Source organism: Rhizobium sp. CG4, assembly GCF_023701965.1.
Taxonomy (GTDB): domain Bacteria; phylum Pseudomonadota; class Alphaproteobacteria; order Rhizobiales; family Rhizobiaceae; genus Agrobacterium.
The window spans coordinates 1-26,525 of record NZ_JABAEG010000007.1 but is presented as its reverse complement, the minus strand read 5'-3'; the positions used below and the strand labels follow the sequence as shown (position 1 = coordinate 26,525).

At 54.2% G+C, this 26,525-nt stretch carries 24 protein-coding genes; 5 read left to right on the top strand and 19 right to left on the bottom strand.

Annotated features, from left to right (window positions below; translation table 11 throughout):
• The first annotated feature begins 274 nt into the window (after window positions 1–274).
• Together HGO37_RS18660 and HGO37_RS18655 are read left to right on the top strand one after the other, a co-directional pair.
• The gene (locus tag HGO37_RS18660) at window positions 275–1,876 is read left to right on the top strand and encodes a GMC family oxidoreductase (RefSeq protein ID WP_250984640.1); all 1,602 of its coding nucleotides are present in this window, start codon (window positions 275–277) and stop codon (window positions 1,874–1,876) included.
• 866 nt (window positions 1,877–2,742) lie between these two features.
• Window positions 2,743–3,837 carry a polyamine ABC transporter substrate-binding protein gene (locus HGO37_RS18655; RefSeq protein ID WP_250984639.1) on the top strand — a complete coding sequence of 365 codons (1,095 nt, stop codon included), beginning with the start codon at window positions 2,743–2,745 and terminating at the stop codon, window positions 3,835–3,837.
• A 126-nt stretch (window positions 3,838–3,963) separates the two neighbouring features.
• Here HGO37_RS18655 and HGO37_RS18650 read toward each other — a convergent pair whose 3' ends face one another.
• The 7 genes from HGO37_RS18650 to HGO37_RS18620 form a co-directional block, all read right to left on the bottom strand.
• The gene (locus HGO37_RS18650; protein ID WP_250984638.1) at window positions 3,964–4,431 is read right to left on the bottom strand and encodes a MarR family winged helix-turn-helix transcriptional regulator; all 468 of its coding nucleotides are present in this window, start codon (window positions 4,429–4,431) and stop codon (window positions 3,964–3,966) included.
• Window positions 4,432–4,540: 109 nt separating this feature from the next.
• Window positions 4,541–6,802, bottom strand: coding sequence for a glycosyltransferase family 4 protein (locus HGO37_RS18645; RefSeq protein ID WP_250984637.1), 2,262 nt, complete (start codon window positions 6,800–6,802; stop codon window positions 4,541–4,543).
• Window positions 6,799–10,041 carry a glycosyltransferase gene (locus HGO37_RS18640; protein WP_502941437.1) on the bottom strand — a complete coding sequence of 1,081 codons (3,243 nt, stop codon included), beginning with the start codon at window positions 10,039–10,041 and terminating at the stop codon, window positions 6,799–6,801. Before HGO37_RS18640 ends, HGO37_RS18645 begins: the two co-directional genes overlap by 4 nt.
• Window positions 10,034–12,382 carry a UDP-galactopyranose mutase gene (gene glf / locus HGO37_RS18635; RefSeq protein WP_502941432.1) on the bottom strand — a complete coding sequence of 783 codons (2,349 nt, stop codon included), beginning with the start codon at window positions 12,380–12,382 and terminating at the stop codon, window positions 10,034–10,036. The genes HGO37_RS18640 and glf overlap by 8 nt, the downstream gene beginning before the upstream one ends.
• A 71-nt stretch (window positions 12,383–12,453) precedes the next feature.
• Window positions 12,454–13,641 (bottom strand): glycosyltransferase, encoded by a 1,188-nt coding sequence (locus HGO37_RS18630; RefSeq protein ID WP_250984867.1) that lies wholly within the window; start codon window positions 13,639–13,641, stop codon window positions 12,454–12,456.
• 371 nt (window positions 13,642–14,012) lie between these two features.
• Window positions 14,013–15,380 carry a sensor histidine kinase gene (locus tag HGO37_RS18625; protein ID WP_250984635.1) on the bottom strand — a complete coding sequence of 456 codons (1,368 nt, stop codon included), beginning with the start codon at window positions 15,378–15,380 and terminating at the stop codon, window positions 14,013–14,015.
• Window positions 15,377–16,039: a response regulator transcription factor gene (locus HGO37_RS18620; RefSeq protein WP_250984634.1), complete on the bottom strand. Its 663-nt coding sequence runs from the start codon at window positions 16,037–16,039 to the stop codon at window positions 15,377–15,379. Before HGO37_RS18620 ends, HGO37_RS18625 begins: the two co-directional genes overlap by 4 nt.
• 134 nt (window positions 16,040–16,173) lie before the next feature.
• Here HGO37_RS18620 and HGO37_RS18615 point away from each other — a divergent pair, with 134 nt between their 5' ends.
• Window positions 16,174–16,668: a single stranded DNA-binding domain-containing protein gene (locus HGO37_RS18615; protein WP_250984633.1), complete on the top strand. Its 495-nt coding sequence runs from the start codon at window positions 16,174–16,176 to the stop codon at window positions 16,666–16,668.
• A gap of 266 nt (window positions 16,669–16,934) precedes the next feature.
• On the opposite strand, the gene HGO37_RS18610 is transcribed toward HGO37_RS18615, so the two are convergent.
• The 10 genes from HGO37_RS18610 to HGO37_RS18565 form a co-directional block, all read right to left on the bottom strand.
• The gene (locus HGO37_RS18610; protein ID WP_192490182.1) at window positions 16,935–17,378 is read right to left on the bottom strand and encodes a hypothetical protein; all 444 of its coding nucleotides are present in this window, start codon (window positions 17,376–17,378) and stop codon (window positions 16,935–16,937) included.
• A 298-nt stretch (window positions 17,379–17,676) separates the two neighbouring features.
• A complete protein-coding gene (locus HGO37_RS18605; protein WP_250984632.1) occupies window positions 17,677–17,868 on the bottom strand; it encodes a hypothetical protein in 192 nt (63 codons plus the stop codon).
• A gap of 148 nt (window positions 17,869–18,016) precedes the next feature.
• Complete coding sequence (locus HGO37_RS18600) at window positions 18,017–18,271, bottom strand: hypothetical protein (protein ID WP_250984631.1); 255 nt, start codon at window positions 18,269–18,271, stop codon at window positions 18,017–18,019.
• Between the two features lie 335 nt (window positions 18,272–18,606).
• Window positions 18,607–18,873, bottom strand: coding sequence for a DUF1488 family protein (locus HGO37_RS18595; RefSeq protein WP_250984630.1), 267 nt, complete (start codon window positions 18,871–18,873; stop codon window positions 18,607–18,609).
• A complete protein-coding gene (locus HGO37_RS18590) occupies window positions 18,873–19,163 on the bottom strand; it encodes a hypothetical protein (protein WP_250984629.1) in 291 nt (96 codons plus the stop codon). The genes HGO37_RS18595 and HGO37_RS18590 overlap by 1 nt, the downstream gene beginning before the upstream one ends.
• Before the next feature lie 233 nt (window positions 19,164–19,396).
• On the bottom strand, window positions 19,397–20,986 hold the full coding sequence (locus HGO37_RS18585; RefSeq protein ID WP_250984628.1) for a gamma-glutamyltransferase family protein: 1,590 nt from the start codon (window positions 20,984–20,986) through the stop codon (window positions 19,397–19,399).
• Between the two features lie 9 nt (window positions 20,987–20,995).
• On the bottom strand, window positions 20,996–21,736 hold the full coding sequence (locus HGO37_RS18580; RefSeq protein ID WP_250984627.1) for a GntR family transcriptional regulator: 741 nt from the start codon (window positions 21,734–21,736) through the stop codon (window positions 20,996–20,998).
• Between the two features lie 25 nt (window positions 21,737–21,761).
• The gene (locus HGO37_RS18575) at window positions 21,762–22,634 is read right to left on the bottom strand and encodes an ABC transporter permease (protein WP_250984626.1); all 873 of its coding nucleotides are present in this window, start codon (window positions 22,632–22,634) and stop codon (window positions 21,762–21,764) included.
• Window positions 22,631–23,437 (bottom strand): ABC transporter ATP-binding protein, encoded by an 807-nt coding sequence (locus HGO37_RS18570; RefSeq protein WP_192490190.1) that lies wholly within the window; start codon window positions 23,435–23,437, stop codon window positions 22,631–22,633. The genes HGO37_RS18575 and HGO37_RS18570 overlap by 4 nt, the downstream gene beginning before the upstream one ends.
• Entirely contained in the window at window positions 23,434–24,447 is a 1,014-nt protein-coding gene (locus tag HGO37_RS18565; protein ID WP_250984625.1) for an ABC transporter substrate-binding protein, read from the bottom strand. Before HGO37_RS18565 ends, HGO37_RS18570 begins: the two co-directional genes overlap by 4 nt.
• Window positions 24,448–24,620: 173 nt before the next feature.
• Between HGO37_RS18565 and HGO37_RS18560 the strand changes: the two genes are divergently transcribed.
• Entirely contained in the window at window positions 24,621–25,340 is a 720-nt protein-coding gene (locus HGO37_RS18560; protein ID WP_250984624.1) for a fumarylacetoacetate hydrolase family protein, read from the top strand.
• 100 nt (window positions 25,341–25,440) lie between these two features.
• Here the strand turns inward: HGO37_RS18560 and HGO37_RS18555 are convergent, their stop codons facing one another.
• Window positions 25,441–25,647: a hypothetical protein gene (locus HGO37_RS18555; RefSeq protein ID WP_250984623.1), complete on the bottom strand. Its 207-nt coding sequence runs from the start codon at window positions 25,645–25,647 to the stop codon at window positions 25,441–25,443.
• A gap of 169 nt (window positions 25,648–25,816) precedes the next feature.
• On the opposite strand from HGO37_RS18555, the gene HGO37_RS18550 reads away from it, so the two are divergent.
• Window positions 25,817–26,137, top strand: coding sequence for a hypothetical protein (locus HGO37_RS18550; RefSeq protein ID WP_250984622.1), 321 nt, complete (start codon window positions 25,817–25,819; stop codon window positions 26,135–26,137).
• Window positions 26,138–26,268: 131 nt separating this feature from the next.
• On the opposite strand, the gene HGO37_RS18545 is transcribed toward HGO37_RS18550, so the two are convergent.
• Window positions 26,269–26,525: hypothetical protein (locus HGO37_RS18545; protein ID WP_250984621.1), on the bottom strand; the 257-nt coding region annotated here is incomplete at its 5' end.

Here is a 26,525-nt window from a genome sequence, read left to right as displayed (position 1 = left end):
TGTCGCAGACACGATCGATGAGGCCGCCAAGACAATCCAGAACAAAGCCAACTGACAACAACAAAGCAAACTGACAACAGAAACATCAAGCGAGTGCAAAAATGCACTCGCTTGAAAACACCAATGCATTTTCCAGACGAGTTCGGCCCGTTCACTTCAAATGAAACTGACGGACCACAAGCTGAAATCTCTGTTTAACGCGGCTCCCGACATAGGTCGGTTGAGCATTGCGCTCCGCGCAACAACACATTTAATTCAACATACAAGGTGACTTATGGAACACGCCACAACAGACCGCGACGGTCCGGAAGCACGGGCTCATCGCACTAAATTTCGTACCCATTTCGATTTCATCATCTGCGGAGCTGGCTCTAGCGGCTCTGTGGTCGCTGCTCGCCTGGCCCAGGACAAAAACGTTCAGGTCCTTCTTATTGAGGCTGGTGGCGACGACAACGCGCCTTCGATTTCAGACCCGGCCCAATGGCCGCTTAATCTTGGTTCATCGCACGACTGGGCATTCGAAGGCGAGCCCTCACCACACCTTAATGGTCGTCGTCTTCCCTTGAACATGGGCAAGGTACTCGGCGGTGGGTCTAGTATCAATGTCATGGTTTGGGCCCGCGGTCACAAGGCTGACTGGGACTATTTTGCTGACGAGACAGGTGATCCGGACTGGGGATACGATTCTATTCTGAACTATTACCGTCGTATTGAAGATTGGCAGGGTAAAGCTGATCCGACACGACGGGGGGCGGGTGGACCGGTATATGTTGCACAGCCCCATTCCCCTCAGCCGCTTGCGGAGATCACGGTTGATGCCGCGAAGGATCTCGGCATCGCGAAATTTGAAAGCGCCAATGGCGAGATGATGGAGGGTGACGGCGGAGCCGCCATTGCTGAGTTGCGAATCCGTGACAACAAGCGGCAGTCGATTTTTCGTTCATATACGCAACCGATCATGAGCCAGCCAAACCTCACGGTCTTGACGGGCGCGCTTGTCACTCGGATCATTTTTTCAGGCAAGACAGCCGTCGGCGTAGAAGCCATGGTTGGTGATAAGATTTTGCGCGTCGGTGCCGATCGCGAAGTTGTGCTGTCTCTTGGGGCGGTACATACGCCCAAAGTGCTTATGCAATCCGGTATTGGACCGGCAAATGAATTGCGACGCCACGGTATTCCTATCGTCCAAGGCCTTCCGGGGGTTGGGGAAAATCATCAGGACCACATAGCCTTCGGCTGTACCTGGGAATATCTGAAACCTCAATTGGTGGGTGGTGGCGGCTGCGAAGCAGTGCTCTATGCAAAGAGCGATGCGCGCTTGCCTGCGCCTGATATGGTGCAGTGCCAGCTGGAATTCGCAGTGCCGCCGCCACCTGAGGTAGGATTGCAAGCGCCTGAACATGGTTGGACGATGTTCGCCGGGCTTGCTCAGCCCAAGAGCCGTGGACGCGTTCGCCTGTCCGGCCCGCAACCAAACGACCCGATTATTGTTACACCCAACTCACTGAGTGATCCTCAGGATATGGAAACAGCGTTTCGCACTATCGAATTGTGCAGGGAATTGGGCAACAGTGATCGTTTTCGGTCCTTGATCAAGCGGGAAGTCATTCCCGCCATACGCGACCGCGCAAGTATGGAGAACTTTATACGCAACTCCGCCGTCACGTATTGGCACCAGTCGTGTACGGCCAAAATGGGACGAGATGCCATGTCAGTCGTTGATTCACGCCTGCGCGTGTATGGTGTCAAAAATCTGCGCATTGCCGACGCCTCGGTTATGCCGAGAATACCCGTGGGCAACTTGATGGCTCCATGTGTGGTGGTTGGCGAACGTGCGGCAGACATGTTAAAGGCGGATAACGGAATTTCGTCCTGACCTTTATCACTGGCTTACAGGCTCCTCAGAGCCTGTAAGCTGCGTCCTATTGTGGGGTGCTGGCGGCAATGTCGCCCTGTTGTTGCCCTTCAGTAAGCGTCAGAAAACCTTGGCTACCCTGTGTGAGCAGACCTTTCAAATAACCGGGCATGTTTCATTTATAAGACATAAGTAATGAAATGTAACTCGGCTGAAAAGCGGCCATGAAATTCTAGTCTCTCATGCGACGGAGGTGAGGGAATGGGATTTGGACCCGAGGACGCTGAAAAAGCGCCAAGTAGTGACAGACCTGAAGACCTCAATCCAAAGCGATCCGAGAGACGCAGGAAAGAGCTGATATCGTGCGATTATCAAGATCGGTTATTTGATAAATCCGGCCAGAAATTTGGTGCCAAATGCGCTCCTGATTTGACCGTTACGTTGGATCTGAGGCAACGCAATGAACAGTCATTCCATTCTTCCGACGGTGAACCAGATGAATTCCGACAACTATACACGATTGGCGCGGCAGCCTTATCTCTGCTGAGCATCATGGCCGTTCTATATTTTATTCTGTGCCATTGATGATGTTTTGCGCGCACCATTCTTTGCTTTAGTTTCGCCAGTCACCATAGCGCAACGCGCAGGTGTCGTACTGCAATTGAAATGTGAATCCACAAAACGGAAATACAGAGGAAACAGGTCGCACGCATTTTTGGCCGTCGTCCGTATTTCAAGTGTACCCAGTTTGATCCAGAAACGTCTTGGCTGCTGCCATTAGCCCCGTAGGGGCGCGGCCTGGCAATTCTTTGTCGGCACCGTCGAAGGGCCCTCTCACACTGAATTACTCGCGACGCTATGTCATCAACTTCACAAAAGAGGCTTTTATGCACGAAATATTGTTGCGCGTAATCTTTGGCGCTGCCGTTATCGCTAGTGCGACTTCCGCCATCGCTGCTGACCGCGTTGTGCACGTTTACAACTGGTCCGACTATATCGAACAGTCAATACTTGATGATTTTACAAAAGAAACAGGAATAAAGGTTATCTACGACGTATTCGACAACAATGAACTGCTTGAGACGAAACTCCTCGCAGGAGCATCAGGCTACGACGTTGTTGTTCCGACCGGCCCCTTCCTTGCTAGGCAGATCAACGCAGGGGTTTTCCAGAAACTGGATAAATCAAAGCTCACCAATCTCCGCAATATGTGGCCAGACATCATGACACGGCTTGCTGCTTATGATCCTGGAAATCAATATGCCGTCAATTACATGTGGGGCACGACAAGCATCGGATATAATGTCGACAAGGTCAAAACTGCGTTAGGCGATGTCGCAATCGACAGCTGGGACGTACTTTTTGCCCCCGACAATGCACAAAAGCTGGCGGCGTGCGGCATCAATATATTGGACGCGCCTGACGAGACGGTCGCTATTGCCATGTCTTACCTCGGTAAAAATCCCGATAGCAAACAATCGGATGATCTCAAGAGTGGCGTTGAGGTTTTCAAATCAATCCGTCGGTCGGTGCGATCGTTCAACTCGTCGGCCTATATCAATGAGCTTGCAACAGGCGACATTTGCATTTCGATCGGTTTCTCGGGTGACGTACTGCAGGCGAAGGCAAGGGCGGAAGAAGCTGGCAACGGCGTCAATTTGGGTTACGTCATTCCCAAAGAGGGCACTTATATGTGGTTTGACAATCTGGCCATTCCTGCCGATGCAAAAAACGTGGATGAAGCACATGCCTTCATCAATTATCTGATGAAGCCCGAAGTCATTGCCAGAGCTTCCAATTACGTACAATACGCAAATGGTAACCTTGCATCTCAAGAGTTTCTAGATGAGGAAGTTCGCAAAAACCCCTCAATCTATCCTTCAGCGGCGGTCCTCGACAGGCTTTTTACAATTTCACCATACGACGCTACGCAACAGCGTGTGCTGAACAGGCTGTGGACGGCGCTCAAATCAGAGAATTAGGACAGCTGTTTTAAGTAAATGCAGTGGGCCATTTCTTAATAGCCCACGTTACGAACGCACTGATCTTGGCGGGATGCATTTACAGTGTCGTTATGGTGCTTGGCACAGATGCAGGGCTCTCGTCGGTCAGACGGGAGCACTCCAACCTTCAATGTTCGTGTAAATTGCGTCGCGTAGATTTCTAATGTCGCGGTTGAGAAGCGCCAGATCATGTGGACTATGTGCTGACGCTGATAGTAACGCGTCGCTTAGACAACCAGCTTTTCGCTGCAAGGCGCGCCCCTCTTCAGTAAGCGCCACAACAACTTGCCGTTCATTCTCTTTACTGCGAGTTCTATGCAACAGGCCCGCAACTTCAAGTCGTTTCAGGAGTGGTGTCAGTGTACTGGATTCCAGGGCAAGGCTGTTGGCGATCGATCCAACCGTTTGCTCGTCTTGAGCCCAAAGAATATTCAGCACGAGATACTGGGGGTAAGTCAGGCCGAGTTCGTCAAGAAAAGGCTTGTATGCTCGCTGTATTGCTATGCCGGCCGAATAGATCGAGTAGCAGAGCTGTGCGGTTAAAGGGGGCGGGGGATTGGCTTTATCAGTCATTTGAGTGCTCCTGTCACTCAAAGATTTACGATCTCGAATCGCGAAAATCAATATCGCGATAACAAAAATCTCACATGTCTGGGTTCTCCCAGTGTTCCTGCTGCAGAAGTCATTTGGCTTGTGAACACGGGTGGGTCAGGGAATACATCTCTATGGCGGTTGCAAGCGGTTGATAAACGTCTCTTTTCGGAGGTTTGGCCACAGCAGACAGCAAGCCGTTTTGGCAGGCCCGCTCGTCGTCCCAGCCGGGATGGTTGACGATGGGATACAGGCAAATGCCTTCCAACGGTACGCCGGCTTCCATTGCGATGTCAGCCTGCCTCGTCACATATTCGAACCACGCGGTTCTTCGCTCATTCTCGATACCTGTTTCGGAAATCAGCATTGGCCTGCCATAACGGGCATAAGTCTCTATCAATATATTGCTGAGGGGCTTGTACAGTCTATGCCCGATATCGAGTGGCGGTCCTCCGTGGATCCACTGATTATTAAAGTAGTAATTGACACCCACGACGTCGAGATAGCGTTCCGCACCACCGATCTGGGGCCATAACCGTCCTGCAATCAAGTCCCAACTCTGAAACTGTGACTTTCGGTGTCCGTCGGCTAAACGTTCTTCCCAAGGGCGTTCTGGATCCGTGACAACGTTGATAGCTGGTTCGCAGTGCACGAAACGAGCGCGCGGGTCTACAGTCAGAATTGCGTCCATGGCAGCAATCGCTGCGCGTGCCAACTGCACCTTGAGCTCGAAACCGCGACCATGTGCGAACGGATTGAGATAGGCTGCATCACCACCTCCCCAGGATAAGAACGAAATCTCGTTAACGGGGCAATAAAAAGGGATGCCGTCACTCTCTTCTTGAACAATTCGTGCGCAGCCGGCGGCATAATCCGCAAAACGGTCAACGAACCGGGGAGACCAGATATCGACGTCGTCTGGCCATCCATAGTGCATCAAGTCCCAGATGACCTGTGTTCCAACCTCCGAGGCCGCTCGTAACATCGGTATGACACTTGTCCATTCATAGCCGTTTGGCCGATCAATCAGGTGCCAACGGAAACCGTCCCTTACTGTTCGTATTCCCAGATCAGAAAGCTGGCGGTAGTCTTGAGCAGCATAAATATCGTGACCAGTCGATGCTATTAGGTCGAGGCGCCGCCCGGTAGGTTGATTTTCATTGGGACGCAGACGATGTGTAGAACATTCAAATCCTCCCTGTAGGAAGGATTGAAAAAGACCCGTCGGCTCAGCTGGCCGACGTTCTTTGACCACCTCGTCAATAAGGTTCTCCCATTGCGGCAGCACCGCCTCGACGGAGTAGGTTGCCTCTACTTTCAAACGCAATGCCTGACCCAGGGCATTGCGCAGGTCCGGTGAGACAATCAGATCGCTAAGACATTGCGCAACGATAACCGGATCGTTGAATGGTACGAGAAGTCCCGACCTACCAGGATCGATTTGCTGGAGCACACCGTTGTCAGGTGTCGCGATGACGGGCAGTGTTGCCGCACCCGCCTCGGCTATAACATGCGGCATGCCCTCACCAGCTGATAGCCAGACAAAAATGTCGAAAGCCGAAAGGAGGGTGGGGACATCTTTGCGGTCTCCAAGAAACTGCAGGGTATTATCTAGTCCCAGGCTGCCCGCGAGTTCCTTCAGATGCTCTGCATAGTCGGGGTAAAAAGCGTCCGGGCCGCCAACAATGACGAAGCGTGCGGATTCATGCCTATCGTGAACGAATGCCGCCGCCTTGATAAAATCCTCAACATTCTTTTTGGGATCCAGCCGTCCGACCCATCCTACCAGCATGTCACCGTCGCGAATTCCCAGCGTGTTGCGCATGGTGCTACGGTCGTTCGCATCAAAGGTAGTGAGATCCACCATGGAGGGTATTTCCAAGGCATGATGTTCTCGCCCTTCCATCCTGGAAGCTGCTGCATCGCGGATGGTCTGACAGACACCAACATATCTGGTCGTGTAGTGCTTAGGTCCCGCCAGCGCCTCCGATACAAGCCCGCCGTGCTCGATTAGCGGCGGGCGCAGATGTAATAGCTCGAGTGCCGGGTAGATGTCAGCAACGTTCTGGCAAGATATTACGACGTCGTAGAGAGGAATTTTCCCGGCCAGATACTCGACCGTATCGTCGAAGGACAGCCCATAGGGTGTCGTGTCAACGTCGACGCCAAGTGCTCGGAGTTGCTCATGAGTTTGGTCTGTCATGCCAGGTCTATGGAAGCATGCTGTCACGTCGATACGATACCGCTTGGGATCCAGATTCTTTGCAAGCAGCCGTACTTCGGTTTCCTCACCGCCTACGACCAGCCAGGCAAAAACGAACAGAATTCGCACAGGTGCGGCCTCCCCAATCATTCGTTCACCTGGAAGACAATCTGCAGGAATTCCGGTCGATTCTTGATTAAGTCGTTTAAAAAGCCAGGCGCGTCATCGATAGGAAGCACATGCGAAATCATGTGCTCACGGATGATTTTGCCTTCAGTGAGTAGAAGATCCACCGTGGCTTGGGCCAGCCTGCGCCGATCCCAGAGCGGTGCCAGCCCGCGGGGAACTCGATTGATCTGTGCGCAGCGAATGTTCAAGCCATTGTGGTGAAACTCCTCACCGAGCCGCAAGTGATCGGCTCCGCCCTGATAGAACGCCAGGTCGATCACCGTGCCTTGAGGACGCAAGGACTTTAGCGCTGTGTGCAGACTGCCAGCATGGGCTCGCGTCTGAAATACAAGGTCAGCGCCGCGCCCCATCGCACCATCATGCCAGCGTGCCTTTGCATGCTGCCAGCCCTGTTCCTCTGTCATGGCCGTGAGGCCCATTGCGTCGGCTTTGCCCCGCCGGAATTCAGACGGATCAGTAATGATCACGTCCGAAGCACCCAGCGAGCGGGCAAACAATGCCGTCATCAGGCCAACGGTTCCCGCACCGATTACCATAATGGGGCGACCGTTGACGCCGGCCCCGAGAGCAGGAACGTGTAGCCCAAAGGCTTCCGCATCAGCATGAAGGATACCGTTGGCGCAAATAGGGCCCATCTGGGCGACCAGGACGCCAAGCAAGGGATCAAGTTCGTTCGGCAAGGGTACCAGCACGTCGTGGAAAGGGTCAGCGGTGTGGCCGGTTTTGTGCCCGTAAGCTGATGCGACAAGTGCGCCATCGGAAAGTCCGAAGGCGCGGGATTGAGATATTCGCGCCACCTCCATGTATCCCAGAAAGGGAACGGGATAATGCAGATCGGGCTCGTTTTCGATGAACACGCCACGATCGCGGTCGAACCGAGACCGGAAATAGGGATTGCTGTTCTTGAGAAAAGTCAGTTCGGTGCCCGCAGAAAGACCAGTATAGAGCGTGTCCAGCCTGACCTGACCATCGACGGGAGGGCCTTCTTCATATTCGAAGAAGTAGGTCCGGCCGGGCGCCTCCACACCGAGAGAACGAATATGGCGGTGGCCAGGGGGCATCACTGCATGCGGTTCTTCTGAACGCGGCTGGTGTGTCAGGGGTGCCAGTGGCGTTCGCTGCACAGGTGCTGCTTCGAGCCGCACGGGTTTCCCCGCACGTGCAGAAGACATGACAGCCAGCGCCAGCCTGTGCGTTGCAAGCGCGTCTTCGTAAGAGCAGCGGATACGGTTCTCGCCGCCGCGAACGGCGTCGACGAAATCGCGATCCTCGCGCCAGACGGGATCGCCGTCGGCACCACGCACCGGTCGACCGCTCCCAACGTCAACCATGATTTCGTGGTCTGTCAGTTCGATAGCAAGTCGATCGGCAAAGATATGCAGGCCGACGCGGTGGTTCCAGCCGAGCAGGCAGGTGGATGCGATGTTGGCGATCACTCCGGTCTGGAAGGTGAGGCTGGCTGTTGTGGCCGTTGGAACATCCAAACCGGGGAAGTCTGGTCGGTCTTTGTGTCCAACACGGCCGTAGACCTCGGTCACCTCGCCGAAAAGAAACCGAGCCAGATCAAGGAGGTGCGTCGCCTGCTCAATGATTTGTCCGCCTGACTTGTCCTGCTTCCACCACCATTCGGGTGGCGGGGTAGAATCCAGCCAGTAACCCGACAGGAGCTGGGCGGGATTGTTCTCCAGAAGAGCCCGCGCTTCATCAACGATATCGAGATAACGCCAGTGATAGCCGACGGCCGTGATCAACCCTTTGGCGATGACGGCCGCCGAGATTTCTTCGGCAGTCGGCAGATGGAGCGAAACCGGTTTTTCAACGAAGAACGGGATCCCGCGTTCGATCAGGTCATGTTCCGGTATTCCGTGGGCGAAAGGCGGGATGCAGATATAAACAGCATCAGGTTTTACTGCGTCCAACATGTCTCGGTGATGCTCGAACGATCTCGCGCCAAACCGGATCGCGGCCTGGTCTGCTTTGGCCAAATCAGGATCAGCAAATGCTGCCATCTCCACGTCGGCAAACTGCGCGAGGATATCCAGATGACGTTGGGCAATCCCCCCGGCACCGATGAAGGCCAGACGTGTTTTCTGCATGGAGTTGTCCTTGTGAAAGCGCTTCGCTGGCTTGCTGATAAATCGCTGATAAATCGAGGCCGTCTCCGCTGCCATGCGGTGGGCAGAAAAGTTGTCGCGGAAGCGATCGTGACCCATTGTCCCGGCCTCTGCCATGCGGCGAGGATCGGCGAGGGCTTCGATGATGGCGCAGGCCATAGCGTCTGGAATGCCCGGTTCTGCAAAGAACGGGTGAGTGTCGCCCAGCGCCTCAACAGTGCCACCAATACGCGTGGCAACGACTGGAACTCCAAGCGACATGGCCTCAAGTATCGCGAGGGGAAGGCCCTCAAAAAGCGACGGGAGAACCAAAAGTTCGGTAATTTCCATGAGCCGGGCAATATCTTGTCTTTGCCCGAGAAAGCGGACGTGGTCCTCAAGGCCAAGCTCTTTGACGAGGGTCTCGATTTTTTGTCGCTCGCTTCCGGAGCCTGCCAACAGCAGAATCACGGTCGGGTAAGTCCGAACAATCTTCGGCAGTGCATGCAGGAGGGTTGCATGGTCTTTTTGTGCCGTGAAACGCGCGACGGTTAACAGAACGATCCGTCCCTCAACCCCTAACTCCTGTTTAAAATTGGAAGTTTCGAGGCTGGGCTCGAAAGGAAAAATACCGTTACGGATGGTTGATAGACGGGCAGGATCGACGCTGCTACGGAAGCTTTCCGCTGATGCAGCGGAAACGACTATGTGGTGCGCGACGCCCAGGGTCTGCTGCCTGTAGTGCTCCTTTTGTGCAGGATCTGTCAGCAAATACGGGAGGTGGTCCGTTCGAATAACCGTAATGTTTTTTTGACGGCCGGCTGCTGCAAGATCATGTCCTTCCCATCCGATCCCGGCGTGGACATGCAGGAGGTCTATATCGGCTGTGGTCAGCCAGTTGCCGAATTCTTCGTGATTGCCAGAAAGCCGTATGCCGAGACCATGACGCGCAGCGCGGGGTAACACGCCTGTCCGGTCTTCCGTCATCAAAGACAGAGTTACATCCCAGTCCAAACTAAGTGCTCGACCAAGCGCAATCATGTGCTCGCCCATGCCTGATGGGTCGAGGCTGTCTGTGGCAAGCACTATTCGCAGCTTGTCAGTCACGATGGACATCGGCCAGTACCGCGCCGACATCGTGTCGTTTCTTCAGGCGTCTATACGTCGCAAGCGCCTGACCAACCACCTGGTCCATGTTGTAATATTTGTAGGTGCCAAGCCGACCGACAAAGGTCACATCACCCAGTTGACGCGCGAGTGCCTCGTATCGCTTGTAGAGAGCCTGGTTTTCGGGCCGAGGTATAGGATAATAGGGATCTCCGTCTGCGCAGGCATATTCATAGCTTATGCTGGTTTTCTCGTGAGACTGGCCTGTCAGATGCTTGTATTCAGTGATGCGGGTATGCTCGACTTCCTCTGAGGGGTAATTCACGACTGCGACTGGTAATACCCATTCGGCATCGTGTGTCTCGTGCCGAAATTTCAGGCTTCGGTAGGGAAGGCGCCCGAATTGATAGTCGAAATACTCATCGATCGGACCCGTGAAAATAATATGTTTTGCAAGGCGTGCCTGCTTGAGTTCGGCAAAATCCGTGCCCAGCATCAAGGTGATATTATCGTGATCCAGCATACGCTCGAACATCTGGGTGTAACCGTTGAGCGGCATGGCCTGAAATGTGTCGAGGAAATAGCGGTCGTCGGTGCTGGTGCGGGTTGGAACACGCGCGGTCACAGAGCGGTCCAGGTCGGAGGGATCAAGACCCCATTGCTTGCGGGTATATCCTTCGAAAAATGTCCGATAGAGCTCAGAGCCGACCTGCGAAATGACGACGTCCTTTGACGTCGAGATTGGATCACATGGTTCGGCGCGGCCGGCGAGGAAAAGTGCAGCTGCTGCTTCGCTCGGCAGGTCGAGCCCGTAAATCATGTTTAGTGTGGTTCGGTTGATCGGGATCGGCACGCGCAATTCGCCGACCTGCGCCAATACCCGGTGTTCATAAGGGCGCCACGCCGTAAAGCGGGATAGGTAGGCAAAGACTTCGTCGCTATTGGTGTGAAAAATGTGTGGGCCATACTTGTGAACAAGAACCCCTTCTTCATCATAGTGATCATAGGCGTTACCGGCGACGTGAGGACGTCTGTCGCAAACGAGAACCTTCTTGTCTCCGTCTGCAGCCAACCGCTCGGCAAGAACTGAACCCGCAAAACCTGCGCCAACGATCAAGTAGTCATATGTATCGCTCTGGACCTGGCTACTTTCCCTCAGGAGCGGCTTTTTAGCAGCATTGCGCGCGCTGCCATTTCGCAATACTGCTTCGTCCACCAGAGCGGACATGGAACGGAATGTTATATCCCAGGACGATAATGCGAGGACACTATCAACATCGCGCAGCCAGGAAGTACCTGACTTTGCAATCGTGATCGCTTTATCGCAAGCATTGCAAAAATCCTCAGTCCCGTCGGCAATGAACACCCCAGGCACATTTCCGTAGCTGCGCACAACGTCTGTCACTGCTGTACTAACGACCGGGCGACCGGCTGCAAGATATTCGGGGGTCTTGGTCGGGCTTATGAACCGTGTCGCTTCATTGAGTGCGAATGGCATAAGCGCAACATCCCACCCTGACAGATAGGCAGGCAAATCGTCGTAACGTTTCTGGCCCAGATAATGGATATTTGGTGCTTGCGGCAGGTCACTCGTCGAGATTTTCACCACAGGTCCAAGAAAGACGAATGACATCTCCGGACGGCTAGCGGCTAGTGAACCAATCAGTTCCAGATCAAGCCTTTCATCAATCACCCCGTAGTAACCAAATCTCGGGTGAGGAATCGATGCCTGGTCAAGCGGCTCAGGCAGCTTGCCTCGAGCGGATAGAAAATGACATTTGTCGACGCTTGAGGGAAAGGGGTGGATATTGTCGTGACGATGCTTCTTAGCCTCATACAGGCTTACGCCGCCCGTAAAGACAACATCCGCACGATCAATCAACTCGGCTTCCGTCGACTTAAGGTGTGGTGGTGCCAGTTTGAAGTTTGCAAGTTCGTCCATACAATCATAAATCACTGCTGCGGCATCAAAATGCTTGGCAAAACCAAACATCATTGGTGTATAGAACCACAGCACTGGCCGCTCGCCGCCGTGTAGCGCAAGGAGCTCGCCCAGAAGACCTGCAAGGCCAGCCTCGCGTTCGGTCTCGTTCCACCAGTGCGGAATCCGTGGGCGAACCGCCTTGACTGGAGTGCCATCGAAAGGGTGGATTTCGAGATAGGCGAGGTGATGATCCGTTGGGATGAATTCTTCAAAGAAAAATACTTGGCGATCTGCAGCGAAGCGCTGCATGAGATGCTGAGGTCTCTGCACCACGAAATCCCATCTCAGATGTGAAAAACAGATGAGCGGGGCATTTTCGGGTAGAAACTTCTCGGGGAATGAGCTCAGGCGATTCATAACTTACCTCGCAACAGACAGCCCCCTAACAACAATTGTCAGATAATGTTCCAGTTGCTGAAGATATCTGGCTATGTTTCGTCGATTATGTTTTGCAGCTTCTGGATGCTGTGTGGCCAGGTCCAGTTTTCCAGCACAGTTTTGCGCGGATGAAAGGCACCTGGGATATTCAACATAAGGCTGATGCCTTCATGGAAAAGTTCAGCCGTTGCGGTCCGGCCTGTGTCTTGGGTTATATACTGCAACCCACAGGACAGAAGGCTGTTGGCAAGGACAGGGATGCCAGCCAGCATGTATTCAGTAATTATCGCCGGAGCACCATCGTCGATACCGCATACGACCCCCATGCGCGACTGGTTCATCAGCCGATTTACTTCCGCGAAGGGTACGCCTGGAGGATCTACAAAGTCGACGTTGATGCCGAGTTCTTCCACCTGGCGGCGTAAATCGCTCATCATTTCGCCATAACCGCACACGCAAAGCGCTTTTAAGGTTCGCGGCAGTTTGTGGAGAGCGTGAAACAGGATGTCATGCCGTTTGTAAGGTTGCGCTGCCGCGACGTAGATCACGTCATATATTTTGGGCAGGTTCAACGGTCTGAACGTGATCTCGGAAGCAAATTCAGGGCCGATGGGCATGACTGCAGTTCGCATTCCTGGATGACGAGCTCGAACAATCTCCGATTGCCACTCAGCCCCGGTGATAACAAGATCAAAGTGGCGGCTTACTTCTGCAGGCACCCGAAGGGCGGGAGCATCGATGGAATTGTAGATCTTGAAGCTTTCGCTGCATGCCAGAAGAATGTCCTCACTCACACCAAGACCCCAGACACACAATATTGCAGGTGGCCCGAAGGCCTGTATATGACCCAGCATGTCGTTTGACGAAAACGGGGCCTCTGGACCGTTCATCCTGAACGAGCGACGCCTCAAGAAAGGGCTAGCAGATATCAGGTCTTTCGGAGGGAGATCTCCACGCCAGTGTGTCCAGACTTCCGCGCAGTCGACAAGCTCATTCTTGAGCGCGGCGAGAGGAAGGCGTTCAATGTAACCGCCTTCAACGATGACCTGATGTGGTGACGATACAGGACTGGGAGGAGTGCCGCGTGAACCGCTGATCCACTTTTGGCGTGATAACTCGACAGATAGCGTGTCCACAGAACTGGGCGGCCCTTCCTGAAAATCACTGATCACCACTAACCGCTGCAGCTTCTTGCCGCTTGACTGGTCGCGAACCTTGATGGTGCTTTCAGTTGCCATGGTTTCCAATATGTGAGTTCGTGCTGTAACGGATTGCCTGAAAAAAGCGATCACAACCTGCGGGAGCCATCGTGAGCATCAGGTGACGATTTTGCCGGACGGGTCGGGCTTCGTTTTGGAAATCCAGGGTACCCGCTCAGCATATGCAGTAACACCGCAGATCTTTTTAAGTTTCCTCGGACTTGTGTTTAGAAAATTGTTTTGGCCTGAGGGTGCCAGATAACCGCCTCAAAGGACTGGATGCAGGTAAATTCCGTGGGCCATCCTGCCAACAGGTCTAAATGCCGCCGCTGCGGATTGCAGGGTCAGACCCAACTCCATGTTGCGCACCTTGTCGCTGGCCGGATTGTGCCAGTGGGTAATACCTTACGTCACCGAAGAGCTTGGGGGCCAGGGAGCTTCACATTAACCATCAAGCCCGGGTTCATCGGTGCCAATTCAATGCTGCCGCCGTACAGTTCTACAATCTCCTTCGATATGCTTAAGCCAAAGCCATCTCCTGCGACAGTTTCGTCAAGTCGAAATCCGGGGCGAAGCGCGTCTTCGATTCCGGAATCGGGCATACCTGGTCCATCGTCGAAAATACCGATCGTTACGGCTGAACCTTCGATCCGTGCACAAATCCGGATGGTTTCATTTGCCCACTTGAATGCGTTGTCGAGAATGTTGCCAAAAATTTCATCGAAATCTTCGTTTGCACAGCCTACAACAACAGAAGGGTCGACCTTGCATTCAACAGACAGATGTTTGTGTGCATAGATCCGTTCCAAAACAAAGAGCAGGTCTTTAAGGCGAGGTCTGACCGTTGATGTTGAGCGAGCCATATCGCCAGCTGTTGCTTTACGACCGTCGGCGAGATGATGTTGAATACGCCGGTCAATTCTTTCAATCAGCTTTCTCATGCTTTTATCAGGGTCATTTGTATCATCGAGAGCCAGCATCATACTGGCCACCGGTGTTTTAAGCCCGTGGGCCATGTTTGCAAAATGCACGCGCGTGTCGGCAAGACGCTGCGCACTTTGATCGATCAGTCGATTGATCTCGGTTGCGACAGGTCGAAGTTCCTCAACGCCCGGCTCGGGGAGGGTCGAACGATTGCCGGTCAACACAGATCCAATATCTGCCGTCATTTGGCGAAGGGGGCGCAAACCAAACCTAACCTGCAAGATAGTACCTGCGATGAGACTGCCGCCAAGCAGCGCCATGACGGGAAGAAGCCACATCAATGACCGGAATGCGGGGGAGGTCAGGGCAGTTTCTGGTGCGGTGGCGGTGATCGTCACGATCCTGTCGCCGACGGTTGCCTCTGCCCTTCTCGAGTGCAAGGCCTGTCCGCGTAGTGCTGTGGTGCCACCGGGCCTGGGCATGCCAGCGAAAAGCTGGCGCCATTCGAAAGCGTGACCTGGTGTCTCGATCGTACCGTTGGAAAGTGAGCGAGATGTAAGCCGAACGGACTGTCCGGAAACCTGCCAGTACCACCCGGATCCCGGCCTATCAAAGGGTGGCCCATCTAGCTGAATGGAAAGTGTTACTGCACCGTCGGGGGCGGTGGTGATGGCGCTCCGCAACGCCTGGATCTGAGTGTCGAGGCGCTGATCGACCTGCGAACGGACGACGCCGGCGACGATCAGCCAGAGGACGACTGAAGCGACGACGATTGCGGCAACAACAAAGATAGCGGAGAACGCAATCAACCGCCCGGATATCGTTGAGCGCTGCAGAAGCCTTGAGATATTCATGATGCTGCCGTCAGCATGTAGCCACGACCCCGCACGGTCTCGATATGCTGCGGGCCGATCTTGCGGCGCAGGCGTGCTATGATCACTTCAATCGAATTTGAATCTACCTCCGCGTCGCCGTCATAGACCCTTTCTAAAAGCTCACGCCTGTCGACCACTGTTTCTTTTCGCAGCGTCAGGCAGGACAGTACGCGCCATTCGAGCGCCGTTAACTTCAGGGGTACGCCGTTATGCTCGAACGTGCCAAGCTGTGCATCAAACGTCAGTGGCCCGCAGTTGATTCGAGCGCTTGCATGGCCCGTGGCGCGCCTCACAAGCGCGCGGATGCGCAGGACAAGCTCCTCAATTTTGAATGGCTTGGAGAGAAAATCATCGGCGCCAGCTTTGAAACTTGCCACCTTATCGGGCCAGCCATCACGCGCGGTCAAAACCAACACGGGGAAGGATCGATCTGCGTCCCTCCAGGATTTCAGGACTGAAACGCCATCAATTTTCGGAAGGCCGAGATCGAGAATTGCGACGTCGAAGATCTCTGTAAGGCCGGCATGCTCAGCGTCCTCTCCATTGCGTGCGATATCGACAACGAAATTCTCCGTCCGGAGGCTCGCTGCGAGACGGCTGGAGAGATCCATATCGTCCTCGACAAGAAGTACGCGCATCCAAAGGTCCGATCCTGGCTAAGATTAGCAATGTTCTATGAGTTTCAGGCTTAACTCAAGCTGAACCAATTGGTTCAGGCTGTTGCCGGGAAGAGTGGCGTAGAACGGTGTTGTCTGAACCAAAGGAGACGACGATGTCTATATCCGATAACATTAATTCCGTTGATCCAACTGAGCCGCATCTGCCACCTGATCCCAGACGTAGACGCAGGCGCGCTGGTGCATTTGGACTGGCCGCGCTTGGGCTCGTTGTCGGCCTTGCAGGAGGTGCGGGCGCCATGAAGTTGGCAAGGCCGAGCGTCGAGGTGGCTCCGATGACGCCTGTCGCAATCTCCGCTATGGCGGATGACAGCCTCGTTACAATCAAAGGCAAGGTGGCCGAGATTTTTGGCAACAAGTTCATCGTTCAGGACGACTCCGGTCGTGCACTTGTCGAAACTGGGCCACAAGGCGAGGGCGGTAAACTTGTCGCATCAAGTGAACTTGTGACGATACAGGGCCGCTTTGACGATGGTTTCCTGCACGGAAGCTACATCGTTCACGAAGATGGACGCACTGAGGCGCTGGGCCCCGCAGGCAAGCCGCCGCATAAGCGGCCGCTTGAAATGCTCAAGCACCTCAAGCCTTAAACGGGTAAGCTGGTGTTAGAGCGGGCTCGCGCGTGGAGCCTGCTCCAGCATCGTGCAGGGCCGGGGTCGCGTAGTTCCCAACATGGTCTCGCAGGTTAATTGGTGGTGCTCTGCCACGCACATCGCTCGACTTATCAATATCCTTCTTGGGGATGATCGGTCGCGATCCCGAGTTTCCAGCCGAAAGCCTGCGAGACATATCTACGTCCCAAGGCCATGTATGGTGACGCCTCGCCAAGTGTGGTAAAACTAACACCGTTTCACTGCTAGTCCTTTAGAGGCCGGATTGCATCGACCCGAACGGTTCCTTCCATTACACCTCGACGCACATCGGTCCGGCCATGCTCGATTTCGATGACGGTATAAAGCTTCTCGTCTCGAAATGCACTGGCATTGACGGTTGTGACGTCTTCGGCTGGAGCGGAATCGATTTCCATGAAGTCCACTTCACGGCTCGATGCGACAAATCGGGCGTCGCCTGAAGTGCGAGCAGCAACAGTGATGGGACCGCTCGGAGGAGCATTCTGCCACCTTGGATCGTCAATGCTGGCGGTTGGTTCCAGCCTGTAGATATTGAGGGGTTCACCGGCCGGTCCTTCGGCTGACGCGCTATCCCGCATTTGCGCCAGGCTTTCTACTGATTGCCCAAAATGTGTTTCACTCGTTTTATTATCGTTTTCGAGGCCGCTTGTTTTGGTCACATTTGACATCGTCCACTCTCCACTGCGCGTAGCGCCTGCTCCGTAACTGACTAGCTAGCAGGATCGCCGCCATGACCGTACCAGCATTGGTACGTAGCTCTAACAAGCCTGGAAGTAAGCGGTTCCCTTGCTGCTAAACATCGAGCAGATTATCGCTTCATGTAATCGGCTAACGCCTGCCGATTGTGATCCTGCCTTGAGCGCAGGCGCCGACGAATGGTGTCGCAAATCAGACGAGCGGTACGCAGCATTAAAGACCGCGCGTTGTTTGGCGATCCTGTCGCTTTCTCCTGTGTGTTCATCGATATCAGCCGCCGCCGGGCGAAACGCTTTTGTCTTCAACATCGGGCAAAGTGCCCGTGCCCGGTGTTTTGCTTTTGTCCATCAAGTGCTGCTTGGCGTGGGGACCCGCGGGTGGGTTGTCCGAGGCAATCGGTGCCTTTTTTGCCGTCTCCTCAACAGCCTCTTGCGCTGTTGTGTCTGCATTGTCCTTGGTCATGATTGCTCCTGTTAAGCGGTTACGCGATATTTGAAGGCATCAGGCATGACACGAGTGGTAATTGCCCGTTGACCCACGACTTTAACTTGGTTGACGGCTCACCTGCTGATCTCAGACGACGGGCTCGGACTGGCCTGAGGCATGGTGGTCATTCTCCATACGGTGCGTTCTCGACTGCGCGGACGATCTCGGCTCGGTTCAGCGTATTGACCCGGTTCATGAGATAGGTGGCGATATTGCCCTCACAATGGTCCGCGAGCTCCAGAGTTCCGTAGCCGTCTTCCCGGGCTTGAGTGCGCAGGATGTCCGCCTGTCGCTCGAAATAGACTGTGTCGTTGGAGAACCTTGAAGAAGTGGCCATTTCCTCGCACTTGTCATTGAGCCATTCCTGAATTGACTTCATGCTGCTTGTCCTTTGTTTTTGAAGGTCGAGGCTGTCGTCCGCAGCATCAGCAGCTACGCTTTCATCGCACAACAATCACGACTGCATGGGCATGGGCGTCCTGACCTGAGCGCAAAAGGCCAATAGTTATCCGCGCCTATCGGCCCGCGTTTCTGAGTAGATCTATTTCTTTGGCAACTGGGCCGAGGAGCTTCCGTAATCTGTTTTCCTCGATCTGATCCAGGCGAAACCTTCTTGCGAACTCGCTGACCAGGACGGTTTTTACCTCCGCTGATGAGGGAGGTGTTTCAGTGGCTGAATGGTGCACAGTCGTTCCTTCCCGTGTAATGATCTCCTCAGCGGAAATTCTCGAGACTGAGGGAAATGGCACTGCTTCCTTCTTTCGCATAGGCCGAGGCAGCTGCTTTCAAGATTCTCGGTCGCAGCGTGTCGAACGATGTCAGATAGTCGCTCTCGCTTGCGTTTCGGTGTGATTTCTCACAGGCGAGTACCTCAGTCGCGAGATAGAATTTCACCTCGAACATTCCGTCATAACCGCTGAATCGCACACACCTGTTTTTATCGTCGAAACTGCGTGCTTCATTGGGAAAGGTGATACCCATCAAAAGCTTCCTTTATCCTGTGACCGGGCGATGGAATCTTCCGTCGACAAGTGCCCAACGCGGGCCGTGGCTGTTGCAGAACGGTTTCTCCGAGTGAGAGCTTTTAAAAGGTGAGCTTTCGTCCTGGTTCCATCACGGAACTCGGTGGTAAGAAAAATCAGTGCCTCGCGTTTCATGTCGGAACTGGCGTCGGCTTCAATACCCCGAAGACCGGCAGCCCTTAGGACGTCCCTGATCAGCTTGAAGCCGGCATTGTCGATCTGCACTGTTTCTGCTGGAGTGGAAGACATGCTGGCCTCCTTGGTTGGGAGCAAGGTTTTGCCCCTCGGCGACAGCGGTCCGAAAACAAGCTGTCACTATAACCAAGGTCGTGCCAATTTATCCGATTACAAGGCCTCTTCGTTCGAGTGAACAAAGTTAGGCATCAGTTTTCCTATTGGCGCTCCCGTACAGCTCATCCGTCGGTCATGCCATGCGACAGTTGAGGTTCAAGTAAATAGAAGCCTTGCAGCTGCGATGTCCTCTAAAATCCCGCCGCGCAACCGTCTTTGCGTGGGTCTGACCCCGCAACATAGCCACCATCGATGCGATGGACCATTTGAGCGCCGCCGAACCCGAAGCTTGCCTCGGGGGCCTCGGCTGTAACGCGGTGGCCCAGTGCAGCAAGTCCTTCGATTGTCGCGGCATCCATTGAGTTCTCCAGCGCGACATCAAGCCCTGAAATCACCCGCCAGCGCGGAGCATCGGCGGCGGTTTGCGGGTTCTGTCGCCATACCTGCGTACGTAGCATCATCTGGAGATGACCTTGAGCCTGCATTGGTCCCCCCATAAGGCCAAAAGCCATGACCGGTGCCGATTTGCCCATCACGAAGCCTGGAATAATGGTATGAAATGGCCGTTTCGAAGGACCGACCTGATTTGGATGACCATCGGTGGTCGAAAAGCCGAAGCCACGGTTCTGGAGGCTGATACCCGTACCCGGCACAACCACGCCAGAGCCAAAACCGGCATAGTTCGACTGAATGAACGAGACCATCATTCCGCTCTCGTCACCAGTGGCAAGGCATACCGTACCACCGTCTTTCGGCGCGCCGGTCGGGAAGTTTGTCGCTTTTGTGCGATCAATTAGTTGGCCGCGTCGGGCCAGATAAGCTGGCTCTAGCAGGTGTGAAATGGTGACGTCGGTCATATGGAGTTGGTCGGCGACATAGGCGTGAATGTCGGCAAATGCCAGTTTCATGGCCTCGATCTGCAAGTGCATTGCTTCGGGGCTGTCGGGGTCCAGATCCGCAATTTCGGTGCCTTGCAAGATGCCGAGCGCCATCAGCGCTGCAATTCCCTGTCCGTTAGGGGGAATTTCATGAAGGCTTGTGTCGCCAAAGTTCTGGCTGATGGTCCCGCACCAGTCGTTTTTATGCTGTGCGAGATCATCAACATTCAGTACAGCATCATGTTCTCTTGCGAATGCCACGATCTTTTCAGCCAGGCTGCCGCTATAGAATGCCTCGCCTTTCGTCTGCGCAATCAGGCGCAGACTTTGCGCCATATCAGCCGAGCGGAATAATTCGCCAGCACCCGGAGCCCGTCCTCCAGGCATGAAGGTTTGCGCAAAACCCGGCTGGCTTTTCAGCTCATCAGCTCCGCGTTGCCATTGGTCGGCAATAATCGGCGTAACGTGAAAGCCGTGCGAGGCGTAATGGATCGCCGGTTCAAACAGAGTTTCGAACGGAAGTTTGCCAAAGCGCGACGAGAGATCAACCCAGGCGGAAACAGCGCCCGGGACCGTAACACTTTCCCAGCCTCTGCGGGGCATTGAAGAACCAGTGAAGCGTTCCGGCGTCCAACCTGCGGGTGAACGTCCCGAGGCATTGAGGCCGTGAAGTTCCTTGCCATCCCAAAGAATGCAGAAGGCATCCGAGCCAAGCCCATTACCAGTGGGCTCTACTACAGGCAGGGTAATCGCTGCAGCAAGTGCGGCGTCAACCGCATTGCCACCCTTGCGTAACATCGACAGACCGGCTTCAGTGGCCAGCGGATGCGATGTCGAAACGACATTGCGCGCCATGACAGGTGAGCGGCGGGAAACGTATTTCGGGGAAACCGGGAACTTCATTTTAATCTTTCAGAAATTGAGTTTCAACAGTTCGGCAGGATCAATCGCGGGAAGATCGGTTGTCTTTCCGGGATTACCGGTCATGACACCTCCATCGAACAGGTGCTCGATCAACTGGAGCGTTCTTGTGTAATGTGTGATGAGCGCTGCACAGGCATCCTGGCTGTTGCCGTCGATCACAACCCTCATAAGGGCTTCATGTTCGGCGGTGCCGTCACGGGGGACGTTGCGATACGCATTGGAAATGGAGACATAGCGTGCGGCGTGATCGGCAAGGATGTCGCAGAAGTCGAGCAACCAGGGCGAGCCGCAATTCGACAACAGCGCGCGATGGAAACTGCGGTGCGCATCTTCCCAGCCGGGCCTGTCATCGGGAAAACCCGACGATTTATAGCGTGACAGCCGATGGAATGCGACAACGATGCCTTCTTCCCAGACTGCGGTGCGATTGTTGATGGATTCTTCCAGCGCCCTGGTTTCAAGCCAGCAGCGTGTTTTCACCAAGATGCGCCATTCCTCTAGCGCTATGGACGGGACAGAAAAACCGCGCTGCTCGTGGCGATCGACCAACCGCTCGGAGGAAAGCCGCGACAATGCCTCCCGAACCGCATTGCTACCCACTTCATAATTGGCGGCAATCGTTTCAATGCGAAGCTTTTCGCCAGGCTTGAATGAGCCATTGATTATATCCATTCGCAACTTCTGGTACACTGCGGTTGCCAGCGTTGTCTTGTCGCTCACCTTTGCCATTCATTCTTTCCATGAGACAGAAGCTTCATTTTTTCTTTGTCTTTCTGACCGCATCCGGGCCTCTCTGCCAGAAAACAAACCGGTACTGCATCCATGAAACCAGTCCGAACATCAGCAGGCCCAGAAGGCTGAGATACATAATTAGCGAGAATACACGCGGCGTATCGAGTTGAGCAGCAGCGATGCGGATCAGTTCTCCAAATCCTTTGCCCCCACCCAGAAATTCACCGGCAATCGCGCCAGATACAACGCTTATCGAAGCAATTTTCAAACCTGTAAAGAACTGTGGCAGTCCAGTGGGAATTTTGAGTTTGAGCAGTGTCTGCAACCGTGATGCGCCGATGCTTTTAAAGAGCATTCTGGCATTCTCATCTGCGGCATGCAGCCCTGCAGCCGTACCTACCACAATGGGGAAAACGGATATGAAGGCTGCAAGTGCGACCTTGGAGGTGATGCCGAAACCCAGCCACGCAACAAACAATGGCGCAAATGCAAGCTTGGGCATGGTATCGATTGCTACGACATAGGGCATCACTGCGCGTTCGCCGAACGAGGTCTCACCGACAAGCACTCCGAGAAAAACGCCGATTGCCAGCGCAAGGATAAAGCCCCAGAAGACTTCTTGCGCGGTGACCCACAGTGCGGGAAGCATGTACTGCCCAGAGAGCAGGTTACGGCCCACAAATCCCAGGTCGTAAAGTGTGGCCAGTGGTGATGGCAAGATCAGCTGGGAAACGATGCCTGCCGACGACACAAGCTGCCAGCATGACAGAAATGCCAGCATCAGGATGGTCATTGAGACCCACCTGGGGAGCAGGGATATCCATGAAACCCGCTCTGTCCATACGGTGTCGTCTTCCGAGCCTGACATCAAGCCGGAGGATGTTGCATCGGTCATAGGAAAGCCCCCTTGTCGAGAAGGTTGCGAATGGTTGACGTGTAATGCCCGAATTCCGGCAGCGTGCTCATTTCAAGTGTTCTTGGGCGAGGTAGGTCGATCTTGATGGATTTGACAACGCGTCCAGGCCTTGCGGACATGACGTGGACAATATCCGACAGGATGACAGACTCTGAAATGGAGTGCGTCACGAGAAATGCCGAGGCGCCGCGTTCGAGGCACACTCTTTGCAATTCCATGTTCATGAAATCGCGAGTGATTTCATCGAGCGCACTGAACGGCTCATCCAGCAGCAGTACATCGGGATCTGCAATCAGCATCCGGCAAATTGCTGCCCGCTGTGCCATGCCGCCTGAGAGCTGACCGGGATAGGTGTGTTCAAATCCCTTCAAACCGACCAGCGACAAAAGAGCTTCGGCTTTTGCTCGCGCTGCGGCAGCCACGGCGCGTCCCTCGCGGATTTCGAGGGGTAAAAGGATGTTCTCCAGTGTTGTTCGCCATGGAAATAATGTCGCTTGCTGGAACATCATGCCAATATCCGGACGTGGTCCCATAACCGGCGTTCCCGATAGCATGACCCTGCCTCGGGATGGAGGTGTCAGACCCGCCATGATCTTTAGAAGCGTTGATTTTCCGCACCCGCTGGAGCCAATGACTGAATGAAATTCCCCCTTGTTCAGCGTTATGTCGACAGCCTCCAGCGCAACAACGTCGCGCTGGCCATAGATCTTGCTGACATTACTCAACTGAAAGACCGGCTTGTCAGGCTTTTCCACCACAGCTTTCCTCTGTGCAGCTATCATCTCGGAGCGTTCCACTTTTCAATGAACTCGTTGGTGTAGGCCTGCTCGAGATTGTCCAAAGGCTGCTTCAGATCGCCTGCCGCCACAATGGTGCTCTGCCACTGCTGCCAGGCCACAGGGTTCTGGTATCCATAACCCTTCGTGGGATCGAGCGGTGTGGTGAGATCGAAGTAGATATCCAGAAGTGCGCTTGCGAATTCCTTGTCCTCTAGCTGCTGCGGGTTGCCCATCTGTGCATGTTGCAGCGTTGCTTCGCGGTTTGCAGGATCGATGCCGAACTTCACTCCCCTGACGAGTGCGCGCCCGAAGCCCTCCAGTACGTCTTTGTTGTCATCGAGAAACGCCCGTGTCGTCACATATCCATTGCCAAAATAGGCCTTGAAGTCGGGTGGTGTCAGATTGCGCAGTTTTACACCGCGCAAACGCAGCGTCGCGGTGCCGGCAGTATCGGCGGCGTAAGCATCGATTGATTTGTTTGCGAACCCGGCAACGGCCATTCCTCCTTCACCTACGGTAATAAAGGTATAGTCGCTGCCTTCCTTCATTCCGGCGGCATCGAAGATTGATCGCACGAAAGCGACTTCGGCTCCGTCCGACGTGCCCACACCAATGACTTTGCCCTTGAGATCTGCAGGTGTTTGGAAGGGTGAATCCTCTGTCGTTACCAGGTTGAACTGGCTGCGCGCAAAGTAGTTGTAGATATAGACCAGATCCTCACCGCGGCCACGGGCATTCAAAAGCGGACCGGGGCCGGGATGGCCAAGCTGCGCCTGACCGGCGAGCAGGGCCTGGATTACCTGGGCGGAACCGTTGAGGCTTTCGGGACGGATTGAAATATTCTCCTCCTCAAAATATCCCTCTCCGATTGCGTTGTAGAGGGCGAAATAACCCAGTCCCATGGAGCTGGGATAGGCAATGACCAACTCCTTTTTCTCCTGGGACATGGCATGGCCGGATAGAAACATCGCGGCGGATGCCGTGAAGGCCATCAGTGTTCTGCGTGTGATCATCTGCTGTTCCCCTTCGTTGTCTTCTGCAACGTCTTCAGGAAGTCACTAACTTTGCGGACTGTCAATCAATATTCATATTTTTTTCTTTTTTTTAAAAATATGCAGATTTTTATAGACAGGCGCAGTAACATGCATATTGTTCTGAGGCGTATCAAACTCTCAGGATTGCCTAAATGAAGCCAGAAGCCACCTTTGCCGTGCCTGCACCGGAGCAACCGAGCCTGCCTGTCGTTGGCAGTGACAAACGATTTCCTGTCCGACGCATCTATTGCATCGGGCGCAACTATGTTGCCCATGTGCGTGAAATGGGCGGAGACGAAACACGCGATTTTCCGCTTGTATTCCAAAAGCCCCGCGATTGCGTGGTTCAGGATGGGGGGACCGTGCCGTATCCGCCCAAAACCAATGATTTTCATTTCGAACTTGAGCTGATGGTCGTCATGAAGTCAGGGGGGTATGACATTCCCGAAGCGGAGGCGTTATCGCATGTATTCGGCTACGGCATCTGCCTCGACATGACACGACGGACGCTTCTCGACACCGCAGAAGGGCCACGTTCGCCATGGGAGTTGAAAAAGTCATTCGATCTGTCTGCACCTTGCGGTCCAGTCTATCCCGTTGAACAGGTCGGTCACCCGGCAACAGGCCGTATTAAACTGGAGGTCGACGGCAAGGCACATCAGGACTCAGACCTTGGCCTGATGATATGGCGCACACCGGAAATCATATCAACTCTATCGCGCTACTACTCGCTGGAGCCGGGAGATGTCATCATGACCGGTACGCCGGACGGGGTAGGGCCCGTTACGCAGGGAAATGTACTCGTGGGAAGCATCGACAATCTCGGCACGCTAACCGTGACGATCGGCGCGCCGGTCAAGGCTGCCGCCTGATCGCGGACATTTCTTTTCCGCAAGGAATAAGTACCTGCTTTACATGTATCGGCCAGGCAGCAATGTCTGGCCGATTGCGTCAAGTCGCCAGGGTTTCATGTCATAGTGCGTTGTGCTCTACCATCTCACGAGACAAAAACCCGGGCTTGGGGTCGAGCGCGCGAAACGCACCGGAAAGCCTCTTCGCCTCGGTTGGTGAAAGAGATTTTGCAGCAGACTGTTGCTTTTCCTCGATCGTGATGGTGGGTTTGCAACTGCCTAAGTCCGTGACGGTCTGATTGGCAACGTTCTTCAATATGTTGGTCATGGAATTGCCACAGCGCGGGCGAGGCCGCTGCCGCCAGGCAGCATAGGCGCCTGCTTCTCAGCGATTGCATGGGGCTGAGGAACTAATTGGTGTTTCGATTGTTCGACTCTCGGTTGGTCAGCGTCTGCGGTTGACGCAAGTGGTCTCGACGTCAAGGAAAGGCAAACCCATGCTCAAGACAACATTTATGATTGTACTTGCTACTCTTGCAGCTTCACCAGCATCTGCCATATCTCGCTATGAAACGCCCTCAATGAACTGCGCAGCGGTACAAAGTGCGATTGACAGGGAAGGTGCCGTCATTCTCCGTTATCCATCAACACGCGTTCGTAACATGACACTCTACGACCGTTACGTCAGCAGTGCCCGGCAATGCGAGATTGGTGAATATGCTGCCCGAAACAGCGTTCCGACGCGCGATGTACAGAATTGCCCGGTCTACCGTTGCGAGGACCGTTGTAACCAGTTTTCGCTTAACAGAGATTGCTAAGAACGATTTCTAAGAATCATCTAACTGGGAAGCGGTGATACCTTGTGTTCCATCATCTATTGATGAAGTGACACATGGGACGCCGCGAAAAACTCGTCAACGCTATGGCAGCGTCGCTAGCGCTGACATAATTAGACCTTGTCATAAGTGAAGGACGTCAAAAGTGTCGTTACGAAGTTACTGGCCTTTTCCTTGACAAGCACTTCCGTCCATTCATCAGTCCCGCGAAGCATCAGTCCGGTGTAGATGCTGTCGACGGCGGCCTCTTCAACTCTCTTGATATGCGCTTGGAAGGACGCCTCATCCCCTGATTTGTACAGGTCTCGAACGACCATCCGCAGAATTTCCTGCACGGCAATCTGCCACGCCGTGTTGATTGCCTGAAGTT